Genomic DNA, 26,057 nt, shown 5'->3' with positions numbered 1-26,057 from the left:
TGTTGGGGGAAGGACTTTTTTGCAAAGGTCTCGGCCTGAAGAAGTGGATATAAATGAAATCATCTTCCGCCCTACTCGCCAGGAAGTTTGATAACTGTTTGAAATAAAAAAGGTGAGCCAAAATGCTCACCTTCTAAACTAATATTTTGCAATTAACCGAATACTTTTTCTAAATGTGCTTGGTAGTCAGCTAAGTATTTTTCTACTTGTGGATTTTTAATCACATCGTTACATAAGAATGTTGGCAGACAGGTCAATCCGATGAATTCATTGAGTTTGTGGAAGTGCATATACAATACATTCACACCTTTACCTTCGAAGAAATCGCCTTCACGAGTAAACGCTTCAATCGGCGCATTCCAAGTAAGTGAAAGCATGTGTTTTTTGCCTTGTAACAAACCGCCTGTGCCGTAGCCTTCGGTTGGATTGACACGATGACGACCATCACTTTGATAAAGCTTGCCGTGTCCAGTGGTGAATACTTCGTCTATGTATTTTTTCACTGTCCAAGGTTCATGCATCCACCAACCTGGCATCTGCCAAATCACGGCATCCATCCACAAGAATTTTTCGATTTCTGCTTCAACATCGTAACCAGCATCAATCACGGTTTCTTGAACATTGTGTCCAAGTGCGGTCAAAACTTCTTTCGCTTTTTTGTGAAGTGTGTGGTTTAACTTACCATGCGAATGTCCGAAATTTTTACCGCCATCTAGTAATAAAATATTCATTTCACTCTCCTAAACCAGGCAATTCTAAAAAAGAGGGGCTGCTATTATGCCGCTTTGGCCTGTATTTTGAAAGTATGGCTGTCTGCACATCTTAAGCTATGCAACATAAAATCAGAATATCCCGTGAATTTTTCCGGTCAACTGTTTTACGAGGATTTGTTCATAGATAATTTGGACTTAGGCAGACTAAATGACCTAAAAGAAACAGCCAATAGAGAAAAGCCAAAATTTATTTCAACGAGAAACGTATCATTTTTCTGAATACACGGATTGAATAATTTATAAGGGAACTGATTACAAGATAGTTATTACCTATTGAAAGATTTTAACCATCATCAAATGGCATATTCCTATCTGAATATTAGTCCCCTTACTGACCCAACTACAAAGGCTGGGCCAAATCGTTTTCCGTGTTGTAGCTGATAAAATCCTGCTCATGAGGGAAATGGACAACCCGCGCGCGCTGTTGTTGCAACCAGCCGCGGATGCTGCGCATTCCTGAATAAAGGTATGGCACGGTGCTTTGCAGGATTTGCGGACGGATAAACATCACGCTGTAATGCGGCCTGGACGGGGTTTCAACGTAAAATGCATTGCACAACGGCGTGCGTTTGGCGATGGTCTCAAACTGGGAAACCAAGTTTTCAGGCAGGCGGGGCATATCGCAGGAGACGATAAGCAGCCAATCGGCAGTGGCAATTTGTAAATCGTTGGCGGCAGTACATAAGGCGGCTAAAGGACCGTAATGCTGCCATTGGCGCGCATCCGAGAAAACGTGCGCGCTGCGTTGGGCGTAAGATTCAAGGTTGCGGTTGGCACTGATGGCGATATGGCTGACTTGCGGGCGGATTTTTTCGATAACGTGGTCTATCAAGGCTTTATTGTGCCATTGTACCAACCCCTTATCGACACCTCCCATCCGGCTTCCCTGCCCGCCGGCCAATATCAGTGCGAAAATTTTCATTTTGGTAGTCCTTTGCGAAGCAGAGTATGGAGTGTGGTTCAAGATGTTGCGTTTATTGGATAAGTTTCAAGGTTTCAGGCCGTCTGAAACCTTATTTTTATGATTTAATTCACTTGAGATGAATTTTATCATAACATGATTTTACATTAAACCCCTGTTTTTTCTTATCATAACCACACAATTATTTTAGACAGGTTGTTTATAGGCCGAAAGAATGATATTTTTATAAGATTATCGGATTAGTCTTCCTGCGTGCTTTATGCGTTTATTCTCCGGATCTTCAGACGGCCTGAGCCTGTCCTCGCGTTTAAAACTACTGACTGTGTTATGGGTCGGCTCTGCTTTTTTATCGATTGCCTTTACCCTGCTGCTTTCTTGGCGTTTGGAAAGCGCGGCTAAAACGATTGAAGATGCAGGCAGCTTGAAAATGCAGGTGTATCGCTTGGCTTATATGGCAAGCGTCCGTACGCCCAATGCGCAAATTGACAACCAAATCAAAGAATTTGAACGTACGCTGGCCAATGTAACGCAAAGCGATGCCATTCATCCGCTGATTCCGTCACAAATGCCGCTGGCTTACGATTTGATCCAATCGATGCTGTTAATTGATTGGGAATCCAACATCAAGCCTTCTTTGCAACATTACGAGCGGCCGACCCAAATCGGCTTATACCGTTTTGCCGGCAATATCGAGCTGTTTTTACAGGCGATGGAAAATGCCAACGAGCAAAATACTTTGTGGCTGCGCCGTTTTCAAATGGCGATGATGTTGATGATTTTAGTGGCTGCCGGCTTGATGATTGTTTGGCATTATTCGTGGATCATCCGGCCGCTGGAAAAATTGCGCGACGGGGTAGAAACCATCAGCGAAGGTCGTTTCGGGGTACAAATCGATATAGACCAAATTCGTGAATTCGCCCAAGTCAGCAAGGGCTTTAACCAAATGAGCCGCCGTCTGAAAACACTTTATACGGATTTAGAAGGACAGGTTGCCCAACAAACCCAAGACTTGGCCCGGCAAAACCGTGACTTGACCCTGCTCTACCAGACTACGCGCAACCTGCACCAAACCTTTACGCCTCAACAGGCCGCAGAAGAATTTTTGGCTCAGATTCTGCCTGCGTTTTCCGCTTTGGGCGGTACGGTATATCTTTCCGATGAAGAACGCAAACGCTCTGACTTGGCGGCAAGTGTCGGTGAAACCGAAGAGGGAAATCGTGTAGAATTCCCAATCGTTTACCAAGACGAACAGCTCGGTGTATTGGCCCTGTATTTTTCAGACGGCCATATGCCCAATGAGCAAGATGAAAAATTGTTGCAGACTTTAAGCGGGCAGCTGGGGATTTCCATCGCCAACAACCGCATGGAACAAGAGCGCCGCCTGCTTGCAGTCTTGCAGGAGCGTAACTTGATTGCACAAGGTTTGCATGACAGCATCGCGCAAGCTTTAACCTTTTTGAATTTGCAGGTGCAAATGTTGGAAAGCGCGTTTGCTTCAAACCAACGCGAGCAGGCTGAAGAAAACATCAGCTTCATTAAAGACGGCGTACAGGAATGCTATGAAGACGTCCGCGAGCTTCTGATGAATTTCCGCACCAAAATCAGTAATAAAGATTTCCCTGAAGCGGTAGAATCGCTGCTGGCGCGTTTTGAACGACAAACCGGTATTCCAGTTGATTTAAAATGGCAGGACGACGGGCAGGCTTTGAATTATGATGAGCATTTGCAAATCATCTTCATCTTGCAGGAAAGCCTGTCCAATATCCGGAAGCACGCGCGTGCGCAACATGTCAGCGTCGAAATTGCTAACCACGGCGATTTTGTCATGATGATTCGGGACGACGGCGCAGGCTTTAATAAAGAACACCTATCAAACCGGCCTTCAGGCGAACATGTCGGCTTGGGCATTATGCAGGAACGGGCCCAACGGATTAACGCAGAATTGGCCATTACATCGCAGATTGGGCAAGGTACGGCGGTTATGCTGACTTTGCCGCAACAAATGAGAACAGCATCATGACGATTAAAATTACCCTTATTGACGACCACACCCTATTTCGCAGCGGCATCAAGGCCTTGCTTTCGCGCCAGCCTGATTTTGAAGTCGTCGGCGAAGCTTCAGACGGCCTGGCCGGCGTAAAAATGGTTGAGCAGCTCAAGCCTGATGTGGTCTTGCTGGACTTGGATATGCCGGTCATGAACGGTCGCGAAGCATTGGCTCAAATTTTAAGTATCAATCCGCAGCTGACCGTCATCATGCTGACCGTTTCCGAAGACAGCGATGACTTGACCGAATGTATGCGTATGGGCGCAAAAGGCTTTTTGCTGAAAAACATCAATGCCGACTTCCTGTTGGAAAGCATTCGCAAAGCCGTCGATGGCGACAATGTCTTCTCTCCGGAAATGACCAGCCGCTTGGTGCAATCGCTGATTTCTCCATCTCCTTCCCGCTCCGACCATCTGCTGGAGCAACTGACCCCGCGCGAAATGGAAATTTTGGGCTATCTTGCCGCCGGACACAGCAACAAAATCATTGCCCGCCATTTGAATCTGGCAGAGTCAACCGTCAAAGTGCATGTGCAAAACCTGTTGCGAAAGTTGAACCTAAGCAGCCGCGTCCAAGCAGCGGTTTATGCGGTGCAACACAAAGTACCGCAACCGGTATTGTCTTAATCAGGCCGTCTGAAACCTTCTTTTTAAAAGGTTTCAGGAAAAGCGTTTATTCGCTATAATCACGCCGATTTATATGCAGGGTTGTCTGATTCTTTCAGACGGCCTTTTTATTTGATTTCCCACTGATTTAAAACAACATGTCCGAAAACATTCCAGAAAATACACCCGAAAATACCGTTCCTGAAGAACACAAACGCAGCATCCGCAGTTTCGTCTTGCGTCAAGGCCATATGACCGCGGCCCAACAGCGCGCCATCGATACGATGTGGCCGCAATTTGGTGTGGACTTCCAAGAAGCTCCTTTGGACTTGAACCGCACTTTTGGCCGGGATAATCCTAAAGTTTTGGAAATCGGTTTCGGTATGGGCGTCGCGACAGTGGAAATCGCCAAACGTCTGCCCGATACCGACTTTTTAGCGATTGATGTTCACGGCCCGGGCGTCGGCAATATCTTGAAGCTGATTGAGGAAGAACACATTTCCAATATCCGCGTGATGCGTCATGATGCAGTGGAAGTAGTAGAAAAGATGCTGGAAGACGGTTCTTTAGACGGCATTCATATTTTCTTCCCTGACCCTTGGCACAAAAAACGCCACAATAAACGCCGCTTGGTACAAGTGCCGTTTGTTGAAAAGCTGCTGCCCAAACTCAAAAGCGGCGGCTATGTCCATATGGCGACCGACTGGGAAGAATACGCCGTGCAAATGCTGGAGGTTTTGAGCAGTTTCGACGCTTTGCAAAACACGGCTGCCGATTACGCTCCTACGCCTGATTATCGTCCTGAAACCAAATTTGAAGCCCGAGGCAAACGATTGGGTCATGGCGTTTGGGACTTGGTGTTCCGCAAAAAATAAAGCAAAATATAAAACACAAGGCCGTCTGAAAAATTTCAGACGGCCTTTTATCTTACTGATTAAGCCAAGAAAAGTTTATAAGCCGGATTATCGGTTTCTTCTTTATAAACATAACCCAAGCTCTCCAAGAAATCGGTAAAGGCTTCATTGTCGCTTTCAGGTACATCGATACCGACTAAAATACGGCCGTAGTCCGCACCATGATTGCGATAATGGAACAAGGTAATATTCCATTCGGCGCGCATATGGTTCAAGAAACGGGACAATGCGCCGGGGCGCTCAGGGAATTCAAAGCTGACCAAGCGTTCGCTGGATACTTTTTCCGTCCGTCCGCCGACCATGTAACGGATATGGATTTTGGCGATTTCGTCATTGGTCAGGTCGACATTGGGCAAACCTGCGTCAGCCAGTTGTTTGCTGATGACGGCCAAGTCTTGCGCACCGGCAGTTTGCAGGCCGACAAAAATATGAGCATTGTTGTCGTTGCCGTAGCGGTAGTTGAACTCGGTAATGTTCCGACTACCCAAGACATTGATAAACTTGAGAAAGCTTCCTTTTTCTTCAGGAATGGTAACGGCGAAAATACCTTCGTTGCCCTCGCCCAGCTCACTGCGTTCTGAAACATGGCGCAGGCGGTGGAAGTTCATGTTGGCGCCACTGGTGACGGCAACTAGGTTTTGACCTTGAATATTGTTTTTAGCAACATAAGCCTTCAAGCCGGCAAGGGCCAATGCACCCGCAGGCTCGGTAATGCTGCGCGTATCGTCAAAAATATCTTTAATCGCGCCGCACAACATATCCGTATTGACCGTAATAATCTCGTCCAACAGCTCTTTACACAGGCGGAAAGTTTCCTCGCCCACTACTTTAACCGCTGTGCCGTCTGAAAACAGACCGACATCTTTCAAATGTACGATTTCCCCAGCCTCAACCGATTGCTTCATACAGCAAGAATCATCGGTTTGCACGCCAATGACTTTAATTTGAGGGCAAACCTGTTTGATGAACGCCGCTACGCCTGCTGCCAAACCGCCGCCGCCAATCGGCACAAAAATCGCATTGATATTGCGGTGCTGGCGGAGGATTTCCATGCCGACAGTGCCCTGACCTGCAATCACATCAGGATCATCAAATGGCGCGATATAGGTCAGTTTTTCCTTTTCTGCCAACTCCATCGCATAATCATAGGCGTCGTTGTAAGAAACGCCTTTCAATACCACTTCACCGCCACGGCTCTTTACTGCATCAATTTTGATTTTCGGCGTAGTTTCCGGCATCACGATGACGGCGCGGCAACCCAAATATTGCGCCGATAAAGCCACACCCTGCGCATGGTTGCCCGCGCTTGCTGCAATCACGCCGCAATCCAAGGCTTCTTTCGGCAGCTTCGCCATTTTGTTGTACGCACCGCGGATTTTGAACGAAAACACCGGCTGCAAATCTTCACGTTTGAGCAAAACCTGATTGTTCAGACGGCCTGACAGACTGCGTGCCAAATCCAAAGGCGTTTCTACGGCTACATCATAAACGGAAGCGGTCAAAATACGGGTTAGATAATCAGAAAGAGGAAGGGAATGGTTCATGGTATTTTTAGTGTTCGGAAATAAATTGCAATTCGGTCAAATCGACCGGAGGAAAAAGTTAAAACCATACCCCTGAGGCCGTCTGAAGGCAAGAAAAATCTTAGCAAAGCCTAAATGAGACGGTATAATGTCCGCTTAATATCTATTTAATATGCCAAACTGTTTGCTTCATAACAGTATCCACTCATATTCAAATCCACAAATAATGATGAAAAAAACGCTACTTAGCTTAATTTTTGCTGCCCTCCTGAATACTCCTGCCCTCGCTGCCGACCCGGTTGCATCTGCACCTGCCGTACAAAGCGAGGCTCAAACGCAGCCGCTGCTACACAGTATCAACAGCCCGACAACGCCGCCGGAAATTGCGGCGACGGCCTATATCGTTACCGACCTGCACAGCAAGCAAACCTTGGCATCCAACAATGCCGATACACCTATCGAGCCAGCCGCGTTGACGCAAATGATGACCGCCTACCTTGCCTTTAAAGCACTGGAAAACGGTACACTTGAAGCAAGCCAAATGCTGACTGTTTCCAATGCCGCATGGAAAGTCGAAGGTTCGCGCATGTTCCTTGATCCGAAAGTTCCTGTCAGCGTCAGCTCCTTGATTAAGGGTACAACCATCCAATCGGCCAACGATGCCGCCATTACCCTTGCCGAAGCCATTGGCAACGGCTCTATCGACGAATTCGTCAAAAAAATGAATGAAGAAGCCAAACGCTTGGGCATGAAGCACACCCACTTCAACAACCCGACTGGTGTTTCTTCTAACGGCCATGTTTCAACCGTTGGCGACCTTGCCATCTTGGCTGCCGCGCTCATTAATGACTATCCGAAATATTATCCTTTATTTGCAAACAAATCTTTCAAATACAATAATATCGAGCAGCCCAACCGCAATCTCCTACTCTATCGCGACAGCAGTATCGACGGTTTGAAAACCGGCTATTCTGAAGGCGCAGGTTATCATCTTGCCGCTTCCAGCAAACGCAACAACCGCCGTATTGTTTCCATTCTTGCCGGTGCCGAATCCACCGAAGCGCGCGCCAGTGAAAGCAGCAAACTGCTCAACTGGGCGTTACAGGCATTTGATACGCCCAAACTTTATAACGGCGGAGAAGTAATTTCCCAAGTCAAAGTTTACAAAGGCAGCACCAAAGCCGTAGACATCGGTTTTTTGGACGATGTTTACATTACCATCCCCCACGATACCGGCAAAAACGTCAAACCAATCTTAGAAACACTTCAGCCTGTCCTCGCCCCAATTGAAAAAGGCCAAGTATTGGGTAAACTGAAAGTCATGAAAGACGGCAAAGTCATTGCCGAAAAAGACGTCGTTGCCCTGACCGGCGTGGAAGAAGGCAGCTGGTTGCGCCGTATGTGGGACGCGATTGTGTTGTGGTTTAAAGGTTTATTCAGTTAAATCCTTCTAAACGATTACCCATAACAAGATAAGCCACAAAAAGGCCGTCTGAAACCTGTTTGCCAGATTTCAGACGGCCTTTTTTATTCAATCTAACACACAATCAATTAGATGATTCCAGCGTTGGCGGTAGATGCTGTGTCATCGTGAACATCAGCCGTATCGACAGACGAGTAGCTCATGCGCTCAGTATGCGTATTGACGGCTGACAAATTATTGATATTGCCGTTGCCTGACAATCTCCCCATCAACTCTTGCAGGCTCAATGTACCTTCATCGAAACGGAAGGTATCAATCACAGCATCAGTTTTACCGGAAACGAATTGGTCATTGATGGTTATGCTATCCCCTTCTGATCCCTTAATGGTAATTTTCCAATCGATATTGCCTCGAACATCAGTGATGGCATCAATATGCAGGTCATTAACAGAAATATTTTGGCCAAATTGCAGTGCATTATCTTCGCTCACATTATCGGTAATCGTATCCTTACCTTCTCCAAGGCTGAAAACATAAGTATCGGCACCCTTGCCGCCTACCAAGTAATCGGTTCCTTGTCCGCCGAACAAAACGTCGTCGCCATCACCGCCATTCAAATAGTCATCGCCACTTTCTCCCCATAGGGTATCATAACCATTTCCCCCATAGACAGAGTCATTACCCATACTGCCATTGAGACGATCGTCTCCATCATAACCGGAAATGATGTCATTACCTGAATCGCCATTAATCATATCATGGCCCAAACCGCCTCTGATACGGTCATTACCATCGCCGCCACTGATAGAATTGTTGCCATTTCCTGTAATAGTAATGATGTCATCACCTCCCCAGGCATAGATAGTGTCATTACCATTTTTACCATCAATTCTGTCAATACCACTCGTACCATCGATATGATCATCCGCTTGTGTACCTTTAATATTGGTTACAGTTACAGTTTCATATCCAGGAGTATTACCATGAATATATGATTTATCAATAACATAGCGTTTTTCTTCATAAACAGATGTTGTAACATGGTCTGCATCACTCGCTACTGTATTATTTCCACTAACTGTATCATTTGCATTAATAAAAACTGTAATATCATTTATTGATGTATTAAGATCATCAGGTATGGTATTACGAATTGTTGTAATGTCTCGTTTCGACAAATTATCAATAATCGTGTTTCCTTCAATTCTAATATTACAAATTATCAATAATCGTGTTTCCTTCAATTCTAATATTATTTAGCTCTCCTCTTAGTGGCATATTATGAATCTTATCTTCATAGTCTCGGCCCTCTTCTAAATCAATAGCACCTTTAATACGACCATAAGCATCGGTATTAGTACCATTACTAACAAATAAATTATTATGAATGTTAATGCCTGGATCGTTAAGATCAAAATTATGGCCACTAAATACAGTATTAACTCGTACGCCACTCCAATTAGCATTATCTTTGATAAGGTTATTGGCTACTTCATGACCTTTACCGCCAAAGATACCAATACCTGCTGCACGCCAGCCTAATTCAACGGTATTATTCAAAAAGCGGTTATTTTCAGCAACATGGGCATTGGTATTCTCATGATGGCTTGACCATGTCGCTAAGTTATCATCACCATTGCCACGGATATTGGAATTGATAACGGTGGAATTGCTGGTACCTTGGGCAAAGTTAACACCATCTGCCAAGTTATTGCGAATAGTGGCATTAGAAATAGTCAAACCATCAGTGTAATTTAAAGGTTTGTTTTGAGAATAATCTCCAATCCATACGCCAGCTTCAAAATGTTCGATTTTGATATCGTGAATAGAAGAGCCAGTACCTAAAGTACCGGATATACCTTTGTAATTGGCTTTCTCATCATATCTTGAGTTTAGATTTGAATCCATGGAGAGATTGCCCAAATCTATATTGTTACTACCGGGTTCAAAAGTAATACCACCGCCACCACTCACATAACCCTTATCATCGTATTTAGCAGCTTCTGTATTTAAAAAATGTAACTTAGTGTGCCATTGCCCTGCACCGGTAATCTTAATACCATCAGGAACATAAAGAGAAATCGGTCGTGAAAAATCAAATTGGCCTTCGGGGATATAAACAGTTTTATGTTCTGTATTTTTTGCAGCTTCTACTGCCTTCACAAATGCCTGGTAATCATCCGAGCCGTCATTGGCAATTGCACCAAAATTGACATCAGTAATGCTAACACTGTTTTCAGGCTGTCTAATGGCGTCCGGTGCCTTTTCCAAATCAACCAAGTCAATGCCTACGGGTGTGCTGTCGAGATTAGTGATGGTAACTGTATCTCCTTTATTGATATGGGCATCTTTAAATAATTGGCTGACTTCGTCAAATTGGAAGCGGGCAAGCCTATCTGGCGCGGGTGTATCATGAACTTTAATATCGCCATCCGGATGATATTTGTAGTTATCCAAATATTGCCAGTTGGATTTGGAAGATAAATCCAAAGTACCGATCACTGTATTATTGACTTTGACTTCTACTTTACCGCTTTCACCGTCAGGAACGGTATAACGGATGGTTGCAGCATTGGCTTCTGCTTGCGCAATAAATGAAACGGACGCATTGGTCGTCAAATCAACATATGCCTGACCGCTTGCTTCACGGGCAGTTGCGCGTTCTGCCTCTGAAGAAGAGGCATTTTTAACAACGCCGTTTTTCAGTTCACTTTGTTCTGCCTCATAAGTCGTATAGCCAAGTTTGGCACCATATTGAGAGGCATCAGGTACTGCTGTTTTAATATTTACCATTTAATATATTCCTTCAAAAATGTCGTAATATTGAATTATTCTTTTGAAAAAGCTTTTATTAGTCATAATTTTGGCATAAAAGTTCAATATACTATTGTTTAATTTTGAAAAGAAAATGCCGTCTGAAAATATAGAAATTTTCAGACGGCATCTCAATGCCTTATTAGATTGTTGGTAAAGATTTAAGCCATACTTTTTCTCCAGATAGCTTTCAATTGCCTGTTTATATTCAGATGTATCATTCAATCAAATGATTTATATGGATATTTTCTTCTAGCAAGTACATACTATCTAGAACCTTAATTTACTGCGACTTATCTTTCTGCCATGCTTGGTATGAACGAATGGCTAAAAACAGGCAGACAATCCAAATTATGCCCAAGAAGCCCCAAACACCGGTTGCACCGAACTCGTTAAATAACCAAGCAACTGCTCGGCCTTTACGAGAAGCGTGTTCGGTATCGACAACATTTACAGTATCTCCAAGCGTAATGTACCAGCCCAGCACTGGCAATACGATTAGCGCAAACAGATTCTGTAATAGTTTTTTAAGATTTGCATTCATATTGTTTCCTTACAAAACGCCTTTTTCTCCAGATAGCTTTCGTAATCGCCCAAGTAGTGTTCATATCCACCTTTGCCATCCAATTCAATGATTTGGGTAGCCAATGAAGATACAAACTGACGGTCATGCGAGACGAAAATCAGCGTGCCGTTGTATTTTTCCAGCGCCATGTTCAAGGATTCGATGCTTTCCATGTCCATGTGGTTGGTCGGTTCGTCCATGACTAAAACATTGGGTTTCAACAGCAACAGTTTGCCGTAAAGCATACGGCCTTTTTCGCCACCGGAGAGAACCTTCACTTTTTTCACGACATCGTTGCTGCCGAAGAGCAAGCGGCCCAAAGTGCCGCGGATGACTTGTTCGTCATCGCCTTCCTGACCCCATTGGCGCATCCATTCGCTCAGGTCCATATCGACGTCGAAGTCGTTTTCATGGTCTTGCGGATAGTAGCCGACACTGGCTTTTTCCGCCCATTTGATGGTGCCTTCGTCCGGCAACAGGCCATCTGAATATTCGGGGTTGTATGCGCCTGCCAAGAGTTTCAGCAAGGTAGATTTACCTGCGCCGTTCGGGCCGATGATGGCGAGGCGTTGGCCTGCTTCAAGGATGAAGTTCAGGTTTTTAAACAACTGGGTTTCAAAACGTTTGGTCAGTTTTTCAACTTCCACTGCCTGACGGTGCAATTTGGCTTTTTCATCAGCTTCAAAACGGATATACGGGTTTTGACGGGTAGAAGGTTTAACTTCGACCATCTCCGATTTGATTTTGTCGGCCTGTTTCAGACGGCTGGTTGCCTGACGGGCTTTGGATTTGTTCGCAGAGAAGCGTGCAACGAACTCTTGCAGTTCTTGCAGTTTCTCTTTGGCTTTGGCGTTGTCTTTCAGGGCGCGTTCGCGCGATTGGGCGGAAGCGAGCATGTAGTCGTCGTAGTTGCCCGGATAGATGGTGATGGTGTTGTAGTCCAAATCCGCCATGTGTGTGCAGACTTCGTTCAAAAAGTGACGGTCGTGCGAAATGATGATCATGGTGGAGTCGTATTGGTTCAACACGCCTTCCAACCAGCGGATGGTATTAATGTCCAAGTTATTGGTCGGTTCGTCCAAAAGCAATACATCTGGCTTGGAGAACAGGGCTTGCGCCAGCAATACGCGCAGCTTGAAGCCCGGGGCGACTTCTGCCATGGTCGCATTGTGCAAATCTTCGGAAATGCCCACGCCGCTCAACAATTCGGCAGCACGTGCTTCGGCAGTGTAGCCGTCGTATTCAGCAAACTTAGCTTCCAGTTCGGCGGCTTTCATGTAGTCGTCTTCGGTAGCTTCGGGGTTGGCATAAATCGCATCACGCTCGGTCATCGCCGCCCACATTTCGGTATGCCCCATCATCACTACGTCCAGCACGCGCATGTCTTCGTAGGCAAACTGGTCTTGACGCAATTTACCCAAACGCACGCCGTTTTCAATCGCTACTTCGCCGGCAGTCTGTTCCAAATCGCCGCCGAGAATTTTCATGAAGGTGGACTTGCCTGAGCCGTTGGCGCCGATCAAGCCGTAACGGTTGCCTTCACCGAATTTGACGGATACGTTTTCAAACAGCGGCTTTGCGCCGAACTGCATGGTGATGCCGTTGGTAGAAATCATTATTCGTAAAACCTTTATAAATAGAATGTTATAATCGGACGCGATTGTAGCATATTTTTGCAAAGACCTCAGGATTGAGGCCATGGCAAATGTGCCCAATACCGATGCAAGATAAAAACAGGCAACGCTTCACGCAAAAATGCGTTGTAGGCAGCCTTTCAGGCCGTCTGAAACGGAGAAACGATATGGAAACGCACAAAATCTATTACGCCGTGATTATTTTGGTATGCGCCGCTTCCATGCTGCTCAGCCCGTTTTTCTATATCCGCCGCACGCGCTCGGGCGCCGAATTGCGGCGCGCGCCCAGACAGTGGAAACCCATCTTCTTCGCCAACATCATCATGATTGCGGCTTTGTTTGTTTGGTGGAAATGGTTTTAAGGAAAAATAAAAATGAACAAAATCTGGATCAGCACATTACTGCTCGCTTTGACAACTGCGGTTTCCGCCGCGCCTATTTTTGAATGTACCGATTCTGCCGGCCGCAAAGTCTATACCCAAGCCGGCGGTAAAAACTGCAAAGCCAGCAATATCGGCAAACCGTCCGTATATACTTCTGCGCCTGTTTCAACACCGGCAACGCCGACTTCCCCAAGCAAAGCCGAGCAGGCGGAAGAAGCTGTCGCCCCGGTCAATCCGCCTGATGTCGGCACGGCCAAGCGTGCTTTAGATACCGCCAAGAAAAATTTGGAAGAAGGCAAAAAAGTGCGTTATGGCAATGAACGCAACTATGCCCGCTATCTCGAACGGATCAACGGTTTGGAAAAAGCCGTCCGCTCTGCTCAGGAAAACTATGACGCGGCGCAACGCCAGCCTGCATATCAAGATCCTGTTGCCTATTGATCCTTACCACACCAGCAAGGCCGTCTGAAATTTGGTTTTCAGACGGCCTTTTCAGCTTTTCAATATAACAAAATCGTCTTTATACCAAACAAAGCATTCTTTCCAGTTTTCAGACGGCCTTGTTAAAGTAAGCGTGTATTAAATTCTGACGGTTGCCATTATGTTGTTACTCAAAACGCCTTCTGTATTGCCGGGTTTCAAGCTCAGCCTGGGTTTGACGGTTTTGTGCCTGTCGCTTTTGGTAGTTTTGCCGTTTGCGATGATGGCGGCCAAATCGGCGGAAATCGGCTGGAGCGGATTTTGGAACACGATTACCGAACCCAATGTCTTGGCGGCCGTCTGGCTGAGCTTGCGGATGTCGTTTTATGCGATGTTAACCAATATCGTGTTCGGCACGTTGGTCGCCTGGGTATTGGTGCGCTATGAATTTCCGGGCAAAGGGTTGGTAAACGCTTTGGTCGATTTGCCGTTTGCGCTGCCGACAGCGGTAACAGGCATTGCGTTGGCAACCCTGTATGCGCCCAATGGCTGGATAGGCCGTTTTTTCGAGCCTTTGGGTATCAAAATCGCCTTTACGCCCATCGGTATTTGGATTGCGCTGATTGTCGTCAGCCTGCCCTTTATCGTCCGCGCCGTACAACCGGTATTGGAAGAATTGTCGGGCGAGTATGAAGAAGCAGCGGCAACTTTGGGCGCAAGCCGTTGGACTACGTTCCGCCGTGTTCTCTTGCCTGAAATCACACCGGCCTTGTTGACCGGTGCAGGCATGATGTTTGCCCGCTCTACCGGCGAATACGGCTCGGTCATTTTCATCGCGGGCAATATTCCGATGGTGTCTGAAATCCTGCCCTTGATTATTACCGGCAAACTGGAGCAATACGATGCTCAGGGCGCGTCTGCCGTTGCTCTGTTTATGCTGATGATTTCGTTTGTCATCCTGCTGATTTTAAACATTATGCAATGGACTTTGAGCCGCCGTGCCGGAGCGAAGGTTTAACAAACAACAGGCCGTCTGAAACATCAAGCAAACATTTTTTAGACGGCCTAAACGGATACAAGAATAAATAGAGACTTCACTAACATGAAAACCCATTCTACCAATCCAAACCTGAGCGAACCGCGTTGGCTGCGCGTATTGCTGACTGCTACCGCCTTGGGCTTTCTGCTGCTGATGCTGGTCGTGCCTTTGGTTGCCGTATTCTACGAGGCCTTAAAAGGCGGTTGGGATTTATACCTGCAATCCTTGACCGATCCCGAAGCATGGTCTGCCATCAAATTAACCCTGATTACCGCTCTGATTGTTGTTCCTATCAATGCCGTATTGGGTGTGGCGATGGCGTGGCTGTTGACCCGTTTCGACTTTCGCGGCAAGCAGTTGCTGACCACCCTGCTCGATTTGCCGTTTTCCGTATCGCCCGTGGTGGCCGGTTTGATGTTCGTCTTATTGTTCGGCACGCATACGGCATTGGGCGGCTGGCTTGAAGCGCAAGGCATACAGATTATCTTCGCCATCCCCGGCATTATTTTGGCGACGCTGTTCGTTACCTTCCCCTTTGTCGCGCGCGAAATCATTCCTTTAATGCAGGCGCAGGGCGACAGCGAAGAACAGGCCGCGCTAATACTCGGCGCAAGCGGCTGGCAGATGTTTTGGCGCGTTACCCTACCCAACATCAAATGGGCGCTGCTCTACGGCATCATCCTCACCAACGCCCGCGCGATGGGCGAATTCGGCGCGGTCAGCGTGGTATCGGGACACATCCGCGGCGAAACCAACACCATCCCGCTTTTGGTTGAAATCTTCTACAACGAATACAACTTCACCGGCGCATTCGCCCTCTCCGGCGTATTGGCACTTTTAGCCTTGGCCACATTGCTGGTGCAAAACATCATCACAAAATTACAAGACAAAAAACTCGCCGCCGCTGAAAGGAACGCAGCATGAGCATTACTATTCAAAATCTAAACAAACACTTCGGAGCGTTCCACGCGCTGAAAAACATCAACCTCAACGTCCCCACCGGCAAACTCGTTTCCCTGCTCGGCCCATCCGGCTGCGGCAAAACCACGCTCCTGCGCATTATCGCCGGACTGGAAAACGCCGATGGCGGCCAAATTCTCTTTGACGGCCAAGACGTAACCGCCAAGCATGTGCGCGAGCGCAAAGTCGGCTTCGTGTTCCAACACTACGCCCTTTTCCGCCACATGAACGTGTTTGACAACGTCGCCTTCGGTTTGACCGTATTGCCCAAGTCCGAACGCCCGTCCAAAGAACAAATCCGCGCCAAAGTCGAAGAATTGCTCAAACTCGTGCAGCTTTCCCAACTCGCCAAATCCTATCCGCACCAGCTCTCCGGCGGCCAACGCCAACGCATCGCCCTCGCCCGCGCCCTCGCCGTCGAACCCAAACTTCTGCTCTTGGACGAACCCTTCGGCGCGCTGGATGCCAAAGTGCGCAAAGAATTGCGCACCTGGCTGCGCGACATCCATCACAACCTAGGCGTAACCAGCATTCTGGTGACGCACGACCAAGAAGAAGCCCTTGAAGTTTCCGACGAAATCGTCGTCATGAACCACGGCAAAATCGAGCAAACCGGCAGTGCCGAAGCCATTTACCGCAAACCTGAAAACGCCTTCGTTACCGAATTTCTCGGCGAAACCGACGCCTTCGAAGGCAGAATCGAAAAAGGCATCTGGCATTACAACGGCTTCGCGTGGAAATTGGACACGCACTACAAATGGCAGGAACAAACCGCTATCGGCTACATCCGTCCGCACGAATGGCAGCTTGCCGCCGAAAACGAAACCCCGATGATCCGCGCCAAAATCGAAAAAATCCACGCCGTCGGCGCATTGACGCATATTGTGGTAAAACACGACAAACAAGACGTGCATATCACGCTGGCAGGCAGCGATGCCGCGCGTTACCAAATCGCCGAAGGCAAAGAATTGAGGCTGATTCCGAAACAGGTTTATGTCTTTTCTCAAAACGAGCTGATTGAATATTCGATTTGAGACTAAAGCATAAGGCCGTCTGAAAATCTGCTTTCAGACGGCCTTTCATCTTATTTAAACCTGCCAATCAATCGGCTCTAAACCATGTGCCTGCAAATAAGCGTTTGCCTGCGAAAAATGTTTGCAGCCAAAAAAGCCGCGATATGCCGATAAAGGCGAAGGGTGCGGCGCGGTCAGCACCAAATGGCGATTGCGGTCGATAAACGCGCCTTTCTTCTGCGCATGGCTGCCCCACAGCATAAAGACTAAATGCTCGCGTTCCTTATCCAATTGTCGGATGACTTCATCGGTAAATGCCTCCCAGCCGAGGGTCGCATGGGAATGCGCCGAGCCGGCACGGACAGTCAATACCGTGTTCAACAGCAATACGCCCTGTTCCGCCCAATGCTGCAAATAGCCGTGTTGCGGAATCTGAAAGCCCTCAATATCCGTCGCCAACTCTTTATAAATATTGACCAGTGACGGCGGCACCGCAATTTCAGGCTGTACGGAAAACGCCAAACCATGCGCCTGACCCGCGCCGTGATACGGATCTTGCCCCAAAATCACAACCTTTACACTTCCAAACTCTGTCGTCCGAAAGGCATTGAATACATCGCGCTCAGGAGGATAAACGGTTATCCCAGCCTGCCTTTCGTGGCGCACCTTCTCCAAAATCGTTTGAAAATACGCCTTTTCTTTTTCCGCACCAATCGCCTCGTGCCAAGTCTGCATTATTTACCGCTCCGTATTTGAATGGGCTTATTATAAAGGATATGCCGCATAACGATATGGTTTGTTGCCACCACCGGACTGAAGATTATCGACAGCAACAAGCCTAAAGCGTCATAATAGCATTCTGAATCAGGCCGTCTGAAAACCCGATACGGCTTTTCAGACGGCCTTTTTATATCGTTCGATTTTTATATGAATACACCAACCATAAAAACCTATCTTGTCGGCGGCGCCGTCCGCGACCATCTTTTAGGCCTGCCCGTCAAAGACCGCGACTGGGTAGTCGTCGGTGCAGATGCGCAAACCATGTTGGCTCAAGGCTATCAGCCGGTCGGCAAAGATTTTCCCGTCTTTCTCCATCCGGACAGCCACGAAGAATACGCCCTCGCCCGTACCGAGCGCAAAACCGCCAAAGGCTATGCCGGATTCAGTTTTCATGCCGATAAAGACGTTACGCTGGAACAAGACCTGATGCGTCGCGACCTGACCATCAATGCCATGGCTCAGGATTCAGACGGCACGATCATCGACCCCTTTGGCGGACAACAAGATTTGGCGGCCGGCATCCTGCGCCACGTTTCGCCCGCCTTTGCCGAAGATCCCGTGCGGATTTTGCGTATCGCCCGTTTTGCCGCGCGTTATGGTTTTCAAATTGCCGATGAAACCATGTCGCTGATGCGGCAAATGGTAGAAAACGGCGAAGCGGACGCTTTAGTCGCCGAACGCGTCTGGCAGGAATTGGCCAAAGGCTTGATGGAAAAAAACCCGCGCAAAATGATTGAAGTTTTGCGCGAATGCGGCGCACTCAAAGTTTTACTGCCCGAAGTCGATGCCCTTTTCGGCGTACCGCAACGCGCCGACTATCATCCCGAAATCGACAGCGGTATTCATACGCTGATGGTTGTACAACGAGCCGCCGAGATGAACCTGTCCCTCGCCGAACGCTATGCTGCCTTATTGCACGACTTGGGCAAGGCAAAAACACCGGCCGATATACTGCCGAAACACTACGGACACGACCTTAACGGCGTCGAACCCGTCCGCGAAGTCAATCAACGCCTGCGCGCGCCCAAACACTGCGCCGAGCTTGCCGAACTCGTCTGCCGTTGGCACATCATGCTCCATCAAGTCAGGCAGTTCAAAAGCAAAACCATTTTGAATGTTTTGAAAAAAACCGACGCATTCCGCCGCCCCGAACGTTTTCAGACGGCCTTAAACGTCTGCGTGGCCGACAAACAAGGCCGTCTGAACCTTGAAGACACCCCCTATCCGCAGCGTGAACACTGGCTGGCCTTACTTGAAGCCGCCAATCAAGTAGATGCAGGCAAAATTGCCACCGAGTGTCGCGCGCAAGGAAAAGCGCACCTTATCGCCGAACAAATCGATCATGCCCGCTTAGCACAAATTACACCGCTGCAAAAAGCGTATCAGGCTGAAAAAATAGGAGGATATTGATGACATCTTCGCGTTATAAAATTGAACAAACACCTAGCAAAATTACCTTGTCAGCAAAAATTATACGTAACCGACTCAAACTTCTATTAACTTGCAGAGACCTTGTAATCGTACTATTGATATTAGCAAACATTCCAAATTTAAACTTTGAATCAGCATTTAATATCATACTCCTCATATTTTTGGGTCTGCTTTCTTTCCAATGTATTTATGACTTACTGTGGCAACTTTTTGGACAAGAACATATTCATGTTCAAAATGGAATACTTTCACACCAGTTCGCGCTGTTTGGATTGGGAAAAGGTAAAAAATTTTCACTCGTAGAAATAGCGCAATGGCAGCCACATGAGAACCATGCAAATACTAAAAACACTAAAATAACACTGCGTAACTATTTGAGCCAGAGAAGGAATACATCCACCATCTCCAGCCCCTTACGACAACCAAATAGTAAACAAGGTGCATGGTCATTTGTTTATCATGGGGAAACCATATATATCGGAGAATTTTTTTATAGCGACGATTACCAAGCAATTAACTCAAAATTAAATAGCCTAATGCCAAAAAAAGCCAAAACAGAGGCACTTTCCGAACCAGAACACGGCCTTTAAAACAGCCACCACGATATCTGCTATAATCCGCAACTTAACCACCTTATTTCAACAATAAAAATCATGACTATCCAGACCGATTTACTTCACGAAAAAATCAGCAATGAAGATTATCAACGCCTCATTGTCAAACACAGCGAATCTTTCAGCGACGGCGAAATCTGCCTATTGAATGAGATTTTGGAAAAATTTGAATTTGATGTCATACAGGAACAAGCATTGGTGCAAGCTGTGATGCAGCAGGTGCGCTTCGATCCAAACGACTACCATATCGACAGCGACGATGAAGACACAACCGGTATCTGCCCGCACTGTATCAATCCGCCCATGCCGCCCCTGCGCGATTATTTGGTTTGGCGCGAAACACGCGGCTGAAAATTTTCCTAATCGATTTTGATAAGTTACTAACCACTCGCTATCGAACAAGGCCGTCTGAACAGGTGTCATCGTTACATTTGTTCAGACGGCCTTTTGTAAATAAATGTTCACGACTAGGATAAATCAGTATAATCTGCGCCGTTTGAATTTTCTTCGGAGCTTTTATGAACCAGCTTAAAACGGCGGTAGCAGGTGCGCAGATTTTGTTTGTCGCATTCGGTGCCATGGTGCTTGTGCCGCTTCTGACGGGACTGAACCCGGCTTTGGCATTATTGGGCGCAGGCTTGGGCACCTTGTTGTTCCAATTGGTTACCAAACGTAAAGTGCCGATTTTCCTCGGCTCTTCTTTTGCCTTTATTGCACCGATTATCTACTCCATCGGCGAATGGGGCCTGCCTTCTACCATGTTCGGTCTGTTTGCGGCAGGTTTCATGTACTTTGTCTTTGCTGCGTTGATCAGATGGCGCGGTCTGGATGCGGTACACAAGCTGTTGCCGCCCGTGGTTATCGGTCCAGTGATTATGGTAATCGGTTTGTCCGTGGCCGCTGCAGCCAGTAGCATGGCCATGGGTCAGGCAGATGGAAAACAGGTCATCGACTATATCAACTCGCTGATTCTCTCCGGCTTTACCTTTGCGGTAACCGTCATTGTTTCTGTCTTCGGTAGCAAAATGATGAAGCTGATTCCGATTTTGATCGGCGTGGCTTCCGGCTATGTGTTGGCTTTGATCATGGGCTTGGTCGATACCAGCGCCATCATCAACGCTCCTTGGTTTGCCGTCCCTCATTTTGAAACGCCTCAAGTCAACTGGCAGGCTGCCTTGTTTATGTTGCCCGTCGCCATCGCCCCGGCCATCGAACACATCGGCGGCATTATGGCCATCGGTAATGTAACCGGCAAAAACTACACCAAAGACCCGGGCTTGGACAAAACCCTCGCCGGAGACGGCTTGGGCGTGTGCGTAGCCGGTTTAATCGGCGGCCCTCCTGTGACCACTTACGGCGAGGTAACCGGCGCGGTGATGATTACCAAAAACAGCAACCCCGTTATCATGACTTGGGCGGCAATTTTTGCGATTTTCATGGCGTTTTTCGGTAAGTTCAACGCGTTTTTGGCTTCGATTCCCATGCCGGTTATGGGCGGCATTATGTTGCTGCTGTTCGGTACAATCGCCTCTTTGGGCATCAAAACATTGATTGATGCGAAAGTCGATTTGATGCAACCGAAAAATCTGGTTATCGTCAGCTCCGTATTGACGACCGGTATCGGCGGCATGATTATCAAAGTAGGTACTTTGAGCTTCGCCGGTGTAGGTTTGTGCGCCGTATTGGCCATTATCCTGAACTGCGTTTTGCCCAATACAAAATCAGAAGAAGCATAAATAGCTGGTTCATAAACTCAAAGGCCGTCTGAAAATGAGATTTCAGACGGCCTTTTTATTACGCTTTATACAATGAAAAATGCCAGAGACTTTATCATCTCCGGCATTTTTGAATAAGGTGGCGAGCCGAACCCCCGGCACTGGCTCATCAGAGTGGGCTGCTGGCTTCCGCCCCTGACCCGGTGTTCCGAATTACCATGCGGGGAGACCCGCCATAGAAGAAACGCATTATAGCGGTTTTACAGAAAAACTCAAGCGATAAAATCTGTCAGGCCGTCTGAAAACCATTTACACGACAAGATTGTAAACAATATTACCTAGTTGCAAATCATTCCCATTGAAATGTTTATTGTCTTTTCCGTTGAAAAATATCGAAAATTACACTACATTAACACTTTACGCCATCAAGAAGAAATCGCATTTTTCAGACGGCCTTTAATATAAAAACATTACATCCATCAACGGAACACGACCATGACCACGACTACTGCCCCTCAGCGTATTCGAGAAATTCCCTATAACTATACTTCTTATACCGACCGCGAAATCGTTATCCGTCTGTTGGGCAACGAAGCGTGGCAAATCCTGCAAGACCTGCGCGATCAACGCAAAACAGGACGTTCGGCACGAATGTTGTTTGAAGTATTGGGCGATATTTGGGTGGTCGTGCGCAATCCGTATCTGGTCGATGACTTGCTGGAGCACCCAAAACGCCGCGTCGCGCTGGTTCGCGAAATGCGCCACCGCTTAAATGAAATCCGCAAGCGCCGCGACGACAATCAGCAAGTGGATGTCTTGGTTGCCGCAGCAGAAAAAGCAGTGGAGTGTTTTGATAGCAATTTTGATGAAACCAGCCAAAAACGCCATCAAATTTTGGAACGCTTAAGCAAAATTACCAAGCCGCACAACATCATGTTTGACGGCTTGGCACGCGTAACACACGTTACCGATGCGACCGACTGGCGCGTGGAGTATCCATTTGTCGTCGTCAATCCTGATACCGAGGCAGAAATTGCGCCTTTGGTGCGCGCCTTAATCGAGTTAGACTTGGTTATTATCCCGCGCGGCGGCGGTACGGGTTATACCGGCGGCGCAGTACCTTTGGACGCAAACAGCGCAGTCATCAATACCGAAAAACTCGACAAGCATCGCGGCGTCGAATACGTTGAGCTGGCAGGCTTGGATGGCAGACATCCAATTATCAATTGCGGCGCAGGCGTGGTGACCCGACGAGTGGAAGAAACCGCGCATCAGGCAGGTTTGGTGTTCGCCGTCGATCCAACTTCCGCCGATGCGTCTTGCGTGGGCGGTAATGTGGCGATGAACGCAGGCGGTAAAAAAGCCGTGCTGTGGGGTACTGCCTTGGACAACCTCGCCTACTGGAACATGGTTAACCCTCAAGGCGAATGGTTGCGTATCGAACGTGTGCATCACAATTTTGGCAAAATCCACGATGAAGAAACCGCCGTGTTTAACGTACATACGCTGGATTCAGACGGCCGCAATATTGTCAATACCAAACGTTTGGAAATCCCCGGCCACAAATTCCGCAAAGTCGGTTTGGGCAAAGACGTTACCGACAAATTCTTGAGCGGCCTGCCCGGCGTGCAAAAAGAAGGTACGGACGGCATCATCACCAGCGTTGCCTTCGTATTGCATAAAATGCCGAAATACACGCGCACCGTGTGTATGGAGTTTTTCGGCACGGTCGCCACCGCAACGCCGTCTATTGTCGAAATCCGCGATTTCCTGCTTGACCATGAAAGCGTACGATTGGCCGGTTTGGAGCATTTAGACTGGCGTTACGTCCGCGCCGTCGGTTATGCCACCAAAGCGGCAGGCAAAGGCCGACCTAAAATGGTCTTGCTGGCAGACGTGGTTTCCGACGACGAAGCCGCCGTACAGGCAGCCGCCGAACATATCTGCGAACTCGCCCGCGCACGCGACGGCGAAGGCTTTATCGCCGTGTCGCCCGAAGCACGCAAAACCTTCTGGCTCGACCGCAGCCGCACCGCCGCCATCGCCAAACACACCAACGCCTTTAAAATCAATGAAGACGTGGTAATCCCACTCGAAAGACTCGGTGAGTATTCAGACGGCATCGAACGCATCAACATTGAGCTTTCCATCCAAAACAAGCTCAAACTCTGTGCCGCCTTGGAGCAATATCTGTCCGGCAAACTCCCCATCGACAAAATGGGAACAGACCTGCCAACCGCCGAACTGTTGGGCGAACGCGGCAAACACGCCCTGGCCCACGTTTCCGCTGTCAAAGCGCGTTGGGAATGGTTGCTTGCTAACTTAGACGCACCACTTGCCGACTATAAAGTCCGCTATGGCGCAGCCGTCCACGCCGCGCCCGAAGCCAAAGACAATGAAAGCTGCTTTATTGCCTTCCGCGATTTCCGCCTGCGCGTGTCTGTCAAAGCAGACGTAATGAAGCCACTTTCTGAAATCTTCAGCGGCAAAACCGACACCAAAATCATCGAAGGCTTGGGCAAAATCCACGCCAAAACCGTACGCAGCCGCGTCTTTGTCGCCCTGCATATGCACGCCGGCGACGGTAACGTTCACACCAATATTCCGGTTAACTCAGACGATGCCGAAATGCTTCAGACGGCCTATCGTTCGGTCGAACGCATTATGAAAATCGCCCGTTCGCTCGGCGGCGTAATTTCCGGCGAACACGGCATCGGCATTACCAAACTCGAATTTTTGACCGATGAAGATTTACAACCGTTTTGGAACTACAAAAACCAAGTCGATCCGAAACACACCTTCAACCGTCACAAACTGATGAAAGGCTCGGACCTGCGCAACGCCTATACGCCGTCCTTCGAGCTTTTGGGGGCGGAATCGCTGATTATGGAAAAATCAGACCTCGGCACCATCGCCGATTCCGTCAAAGACTGCCTGCGCTGCGGCAAATGCAAACCTGTTTGCTCTACTCACGTCCCGCGTGCCAACTTGTTGTACAGCCCACGCAACAAAATCCTCGGCGTGGGGCTCTTGACCGAAGCCTTCTTATACGAAGAACAAACCCGTCGCGGCGTTTCCGTCAAACATTTTGAAGAACTGATGGACATCGGCGACCACTGTACCGTGTGCCACCGCTGCGTTAAGCCCTGCCCTGTCAACATCGACTTCGGCGACGTTACCGTAGCCGTCCGCAACTACCTTGCCGATTCCGGCCACAAACGCTTTGCGCCTGCGGCTTCAATGGGCATGGCATTTTTGAACGCCACAGGCCCAAAAACCATCAAAGCCCTTCGCGCCGCCATGATACAGACCGGCTTCCCTGCGCAAAACTTTGCCTACAAAATCGGCAAACTTCTTCCAATCGGTACCCAAAAGCAAAAAGCCGAACCCAAAGCTACGGTCGGTACTGCCTCAATCAAAGAACAGGTTATCCACTTCATCAACCGTCCTTTACCCAAAAGCGTGCCTGCTAAAACTCCACGCTCCATGCTGGGTATAGAAGACGACAAGAGTATTCCTATCATCCGCAATCCGGCTTCTCCGGAAGATGCCGAAGCCGTGTTCTACTTCCCAGGTTGCGGCTCTGAGCGTCTGTTCAGCCAAATCGGACTTGCCGTTCAAGCCATGCTCTGGCATGTCGGTGTACAAACCGTCCTGCCGCCCGGCTATATGTGTTGCGGCTATCCGCAAGACGCTGGAGGCAATAAGGCTAAAGCCGAAGAAATGAGCACCAACAACCGCGTGGCTTTCCACCGTATGGCAAACACCCTCAACTACCTCGACATTAAAACCGTCGTCGTCAGTTGCGGTACCTGCTATGACCAACTGGAAAAATACCGTTTTGAGGAAATCTTCCCAGGCTGCCGTATCATCGACATCCACGAATATCTGCTTGAAAAAGGGGTGCAACTAAACGGCGTAAAAGGCCAGCAATACCTCTACCACGACCCTTGCCATACCCCGATCAAAACCATGAATGCCACCCAAATGGCCAGCAGCCTGATGGGACAGAAAGTCGTCTTAAGCGACCGCTGCTGCGGCGAGTCCGGTATGTTTGCCGTCAAACGGCCAGACATTGCCACTCAGGTCAAGTTCCGCAAACAAGAGGAAATTGAGAAAAACCTCAAAGAGCTGCCGCAAGGCGAACCTGTCAAAATGCTTACCTCCTGCCCAGCCTGCCTGCAAGGCTTGAGCCGCTACTCCGATGACAACAATATGCCTGCAGACTACATCGTCATCGAAATGGCGAAACACATCCTCGGCGAAAACTGGCTGGATGAGTTTGTGAAAAAAGCCAATAACGGTGGTGTAGAAAAAGTATTGCTCTAAGGACTTAGGCAAAACTTTTGGCTGTAATAAAGGCCGTCTGAAAATCTTTCAGACGGCCTTTTTATTCAAAAGAATCAAGATAAAATAATCAAATCAAACGCCTTTACAAATAGCGATGCCACACCAGCACCATTTAATAAAAAATAAAACCTG

22 protein-coding genes and 1 other RNA gene are annotated in these 26,057 nt (G+C 48.0%); 14 read left to right on the top strand and 9 right to left on the bottom strand.

From position 1 onward, the window contains the following. Positions 1–152: 152 nt before the first annotated feature. Both HMPREF2560_RS07605 and mobA read right to left on the bottom strand, forming a co-directional pair. On the bottom strand, positions 153–731 hold the full coding sequence (locus HMPREF2560_RS07605) for an NAD(P)H-dependent oxidoreductase (RefSeq protein WP_070734819.1): 579 nt from the start codon (positions 729–731) through the stop codon (positions 153–155). A 382-nt stretch (positions 732–1,113) separates the two neighbouring features. Next, entirely contained in the window at positions 1,114–1,695 is a 582-nt protein-coding gene (gene mobA / locus HMPREF2560_RS07600; protein WP_063068994.1) for a molybdenum cofactor guanylyltransferase MobA, read from the bottom strand. Between the two features lie 259 nt (positions 1,696–1,954). Here mobA and HMPREF2560_RS07595 point away from each other — a divergent pair, with 259 nt between their 5' ends. From HMPREF2560_RS07595 to trmB, 3 genes are all read left to right on the top strand, one after another. Beyond that, positions 1,955–3,715 (top strand): histidine kinase, encoded by a 1,761-nt coding sequence (locus HMPREF2560_RS07595; protein ID WP_070873801.1) that lies wholly within the window; start codon positions 1,955–1,957, stop codon positions 3,713–3,715. Further along, entirely contained in the window at positions 3,712–4,368 is a 657-nt protein-coding gene (locus tag HMPREF2560_RS07590; RefSeq protein ID WP_003680203.1) for a response regulator, read from the top strand. The genes HMPREF2560_RS07595 and HMPREF2560_RS07590 overlap by 4 nt, the downstream gene beginning before the upstream one ends. A gap of 137 nt (positions 4,369–4,505) precedes the next feature. Then, on the top strand, positions 4,506–5,222 hold the full coding sequence (gene trmB, locus HMPREF2560_RS07585; protein WP_070608339.1) for a tRNA (guanosine(46)-N7)-methyltransferase TrmB: 717 nt from the start codon (positions 4,506–4,508) through the stop codon (positions 5,220–5,222). A 59-nt stretch (positions 5,223–5,281) separates the two neighbouring features. On the opposite strand, the gene ilvA is transcribed toward trmB, so the two are convergent. After that, positions 5,282–6,805 (bottom strand): threonine ammonia-lyase, biosynthetic, encoded by a 1,524-nt coding sequence (gene ilvA, locus HMPREF2560_RS07580; protein ID WP_070608338.1) that lies wholly within the window; start codon positions 6,803–6,805, stop codon positions 5,282–5,284. Between the two features lie 205 nt (positions 6,806–7,010). Here ilvA and HMPREF2560_RS07575 point away from each other — a divergent pair, with 205 nt between their 5' ends. Further along, positions 7,011–8,228 (top strand): D-alanyl-D-alanine carboxypeptidase family protein, encoded by a 1,218-nt coding sequence (locus tag HMPREF2560_RS07575; RefSeq protein WP_070608337.1) that lies wholly within the window; start codon positions 7,011–7,013, stop codon positions 8,226–8,228. 107 nt (positions 8,229–8,335) lie between these two features. Here HMPREF2560_RS07575 and HMPREF2560_RS11190 read toward each other — a convergent pair whose 3' ends face one another. From HMPREF2560_RS11190 to HMPREF2560_RS07560, 4 genes are all read right to left on the bottom strand, one after another. Beyond that, the gene (locus HMPREF2560_RS11190; RefSeq protein ID WP_210400420.1) at positions 8,336–9,451 is read right to left on the bottom strand and encodes a calcium-binding protein; all 1,116 of its coding nucleotides are present in this window, start codon (positions 9,449–9,451) and stop codon (positions 8,336–8,338) included. Continuing rightward, the gene (locus HMPREF2560_RS11185) at positions 9,420–11,000 is read right to left on the bottom strand and encodes a glycosyl hydrolase family 28-related protein (RefSeq protein ID WP_210400419.1); all 1,581 of its coding nucleotides are present in this window, start codon (positions 10,998–11,000) and stop codon (positions 9,420–9,422) included. Before HMPREF2560_RS11185 ends, HMPREF2560_RS11190 begins: the two co-directional genes overlap by 32 nt. A 304-nt stretch (positions 11,001–11,304) precedes the next feature. Continuing rightward, positions 11,305–11,565, bottom strand: coding sequence for a hypothetical protein (locus HMPREF2560_RS07565; protein WP_070591312.1), 261 nt, complete (start codon positions 11,563–11,565; stop codon positions 11,305–11,307). Next, positions 11,562–13,202 (bottom strand): ABC-F family ATPase, encoded by a 1,641-nt coding sequence (locus HMPREF2560_RS07560; protein WP_070608335.1) that lies wholly within the window; start codon positions 13,200–13,202, stop codon positions 11,562–11,564. The genes HMPREF2560_RS07565 and HMPREF2560_RS07560 overlap by 4 nt, the downstream gene beginning before the upstream one ends. A 185-nt stretch (positions 13,203–13,387) precedes the next feature. On the opposite strand from HMPREF2560_RS07560, the gene HMPREF2560_RS07555 reads away from it, so the two are divergent. The 5 genes from HMPREF2560_RS07555 to HMPREF2560_RS07535 all read left to right on the top strand — a co-directional run bounded on the left by HMPREF2560_RS07555 (position 13,388) and on the right by HMPREF2560_RS07535 (position 17,056). Continuing rightward, positions 13,388–13,582, top strand: coding sequence for a hypothetical protein (locus HMPREF2560_RS07555; protein ID WP_070608365.1), 195 nt, complete (start codon positions 13,388–13,390; stop codon positions 13,580–13,582). Between the two features lie 12 nt (positions 13,583–13,594). Next, entirely contained in the window at positions 13,595–14,044 is a 450-nt protein-coding gene (locus HMPREF2560_RS07550) for a DUF4124 domain-containing protein (protein WP_070608334.1), read from the top strand. A gap of 160 nt (positions 14,045–14,204) precedes the next feature. Then, positions 14,205–15,041: a sulfate ABC transporter permease subunit CysT gene (gene cysT, locus HMPREF2560_RS07545; protein ID WP_070608333.1), complete on the top strand. Its 837-nt coding sequence runs from the start codon at positions 14,205–14,207 to the stop codon at positions 15,039–15,041. Between the two features lie 84 nt (positions 15,042–15,125). Continuing rightward, positions 15,126–15,986: a sulfate ABC transporter permease subunit CysW gene (gene cysW / locus HMPREF2560_RS07540; RefSeq protein ID WP_049336112.1), complete on the top strand. Its 861-nt coding sequence runs from the start codon at positions 15,126–15,128 to the stop codon at positions 15,984–15,986. Then, positions 15,983–17,056, top strand: coding sequence for a sulfate/molybdate ABC transporter ATP-binding protein (locus HMPREF2560_RS07535; protein WP_049336114.1), 1,074 nt, complete (start codon positions 15,983–15,985; stop codon positions 17,054–17,056). Before cysW ends, HMPREF2560_RS07535 begins: the two co-directional genes overlap by 4 nt. Before the next feature lie 54 nt (positions 17,057–17,110). On the opposite strand, the gene ung is transcribed toward HMPREF2560_RS07535, so the two are convergent. Next, positions 17,111–17,770, bottom strand: coding sequence for a uracil-DNA glycosylase (gene ung / locus HMPREF2560_RS07530; protein ID WP_070608332.1), 660 nt, complete (start codon positions 17,768–17,770; stop codon positions 17,111–17,113). A 192-nt stretch (positions 17,771–17,962) separates the two neighbouring features. Here ung and HMPREF2560_RS07525 point away from each other — a divergent pair, with 192 nt between their 5' ends. The 4 genes from HMPREF2560_RS07525 to HMPREF2560_RS07510 all read left to right on the top strand — a co-directional run bounded on the left by HMPREF2560_RS07525 (position 17,963) and on the right by HMPREF2560_RS07510 (position 21,596). After that, the gene (locus tag HMPREF2560_RS07525; RefSeq protein WP_070608331.1) at positions 17,963–19,225 is read left to right on the top strand and encodes a multifunctional CCA addition/repair protein; all 1,263 of its coding nucleotides are present in this window, start codon (positions 17,963–17,965) and stop codon (positions 19,223–19,225) included. Then, positions 19,225–19,836 (top strand): hypothetical protein, encoded by a 612-nt coding sequence (locus HMPREF2560_RS07520; RefSeq protein ID WP_070608330.1) that lies wholly within the window; start codon positions 19,225–19,227, stop codon positions 19,834–19,836. Before HMPREF2560_RS07525 ends, HMPREF2560_RS07520 begins: the two co-directional genes overlap by 1 nt. Before the next feature lie 63 nt (positions 19,837–19,899). Beyond that, positions 19,900–20,211 carry a hypothetical protein gene (locus HMPREF2560_RS07515; RefSeq protein WP_070608329.1) on the top strand — a complete coding sequence of 104 codons (312 nt, stop codon included), beginning with the start codon at positions 19,900–19,902 and terminating at the stop codon, positions 20,209–20,211. A gap of 167 nt (positions 20,212–20,378) precedes the next feature. Further along, the gene (locus HMPREF2560_RS07510; protein WP_070608328.1) at positions 20,379–21,596 is read left to right on the top strand and encodes a uracil-xanthine permease family protein; all 1,218 of its coding nucleotides are present in this window, start codon (positions 20,379–20,381) and stop codon (positions 21,594–21,596) included. A gap of 117 nt (positions 21,597–21,713) precedes the next feature. On the opposite strand, the gene ffs is transcribed toward HMPREF2560_RS07510, so the two are convergent. After that, positions 21,714–21,810, bottom strand: an RNA gene (gene ffs, locus HMPREF2560_RS07505) — signal recognition particle sRNA small type. A 260-nt stretch (positions 21,811–22,070) separates the two neighbouring features. Here ffs and HMPREF2560_RS07500 point away from each other — a divergent pair. Next, positions 22,071–25,904, top strand: coding sequence for a DUF3683 domain-containing protein (locus tag HMPREF2560_RS07500; RefSeq protein ID WP_070608327.1), 3,834 nt, complete (start codon positions 22,071–22,073; stop codon positions 25,902–25,904). The last annotated feature ends 153 nt before the right edge of the window (positions 25,905–26,057 follow it).

The sequence above is a fragment of the Neisseria sp. HMSC078H04 genome, assembly GCF_001838135.1.
Taxonomy (GTDB): Bacteria; Pseudomonadota; Gammaproteobacteria; order Burkholderiales; family Neisseriaceae; genus Neisseria.
This window is presented reverse-complemented; position numbering and strand designations above follow the sequence as displayed.

Coding starts and splice junctions, on each gene's coding strand:
- cysT (WP_070608333.1), top strand. CDS start 14,205: ATGTTGTTACTCAAAACGCCTTCTGTATTGCCGGGTTTCAAGCTCAGC.
- HMPREF2560_RS07595 (WP_070873801.1), top strand. CDS start 1,955: ATGCGTTTATTCTCCGGATCTTCAGACGGCCTGAGCCTGTCCTCGCGT.
- HMPREF2560_RS07605 (WP_070734819.1), bottom strand. CDS start 731: ATGAATATTTTATTACTAGATGGCGGTAAAAATTTCGGACATTCGCAT.
- HMPREF2560_RS07560 (WP_070608335.1), bottom strand. CDS start 13,202: ATGATTTCTACCAACGGCATCACCATGCAGTTCGGCGCAAAGCCGCTG.
- HMPREF2560_RS07500 (WP_070608327.1), top strand. CDS start 22,071: ATGACCACGACTACTGCCCCTCAGCGTATTCGAGAAATTCCCTATAAC.
- ung (WP_070608332.1), bottom strand. CDS start 17,770: ATGCAGACTTGGCACGAGGCGATTGGTGCGGAAAAAGAAAAGGCGTAT.
- trmB (WP_070608339.1), top strand. CDS start 4,506: ATGTCCGAAAACATTCCAGAAAATACACCCGAAAATACCGTTCCTGAA.
- HMPREF2560_RS07515 (WP_070608329.1), top strand. CDS start 19,900: ATGACTATCCAGACCGATTTACTTCACGAAAAAATCAGCAATGAAGAT.
- HMPREF2560_RS07575 (WP_070608337.1), top strand. CDS start 7,011: ATGATGAAAAAAACGCTACTTAGCTTAATTTTTGCTGCCCTCCTGAAT.
- mobA (WP_063068994.1), bottom strand. CDS start 1,695: ATGAAAATTTTCGCACTGATATTGGCCGGCGGGCAGGGAAGCCGGATG.
- HMPREF2560_RS07525 (WP_070608331.1), top strand. CDS start 17,963: ATGAATACACCAACCATAAAAACCTATCTTGTCGGCGGCGCCGTCCGC.
- HMPREF2560_RS07535 (WP_049336114.1), top strand. CDS start 15,983: ATGAGCATTACTATTCAAAATCTAAACAAACACTTCGGAGCGTTCCAC.
- HMPREF2560_RS07555 (WP_070608365.1), top strand. CDS start 13,388: ATGGAAACGCACAAAATCTATTACGCCGTGATTATTTTGGTATGCGCC.
- ilvA (WP_070608338.1), bottom strand. CDS start 6,805: ATGAACCATTCCCTTCCTCTTTCTGATTATCTAACCCGTATTTTGACC.
- HMPREF2560_RS07520 (WP_070608330.1), top strand. CDS start 19,225: ATGACATCTTCGCGTTATAAAATTGAACAAACACCTAGCAAAATTACC.
- HMPREF2560_RS07590 (WP_003680203.1), top strand. CDS start 3,712: ATGACGATTAAAATTACCCTTATTGACGACCACACCCTATTTCGCAGC.
- HMPREF2560_RS07550 (WP_070608334.1), top strand. CDS start 13,595: ATGAACAAAATCTGGATCAGCACATTACTGCTCGCTTTGACAACTGCG.
- HMPREF2560_RS07565 (WP_070591312.1), bottom strand. CDS start 11,565: ATGAATGCAAATCTTAAAAAACTATTACAGAATCTGTTTGCGCTAATC.
- HMPREF2560_RS07510 (WP_070608328.1), top strand. CDS start 20,379: ATGAACCAGCTTAAAACGGCGGTAGCAGGTGCGCAGATTTTGTTTGTC.
- HMPREF2560_RS11185 (WP_210400419.1), bottom strand. CDS start 11,000: ATGGTAAATATTAAAACAGCAGTACCTGATGCCTCTCAATATGGTGCC.
- cysW (WP_049336112.1), top strand. CDS start 15,126: ATGAAAACCCATTCTACCAATCCAAACCTGAGCGAACCGCGTTGGCTG.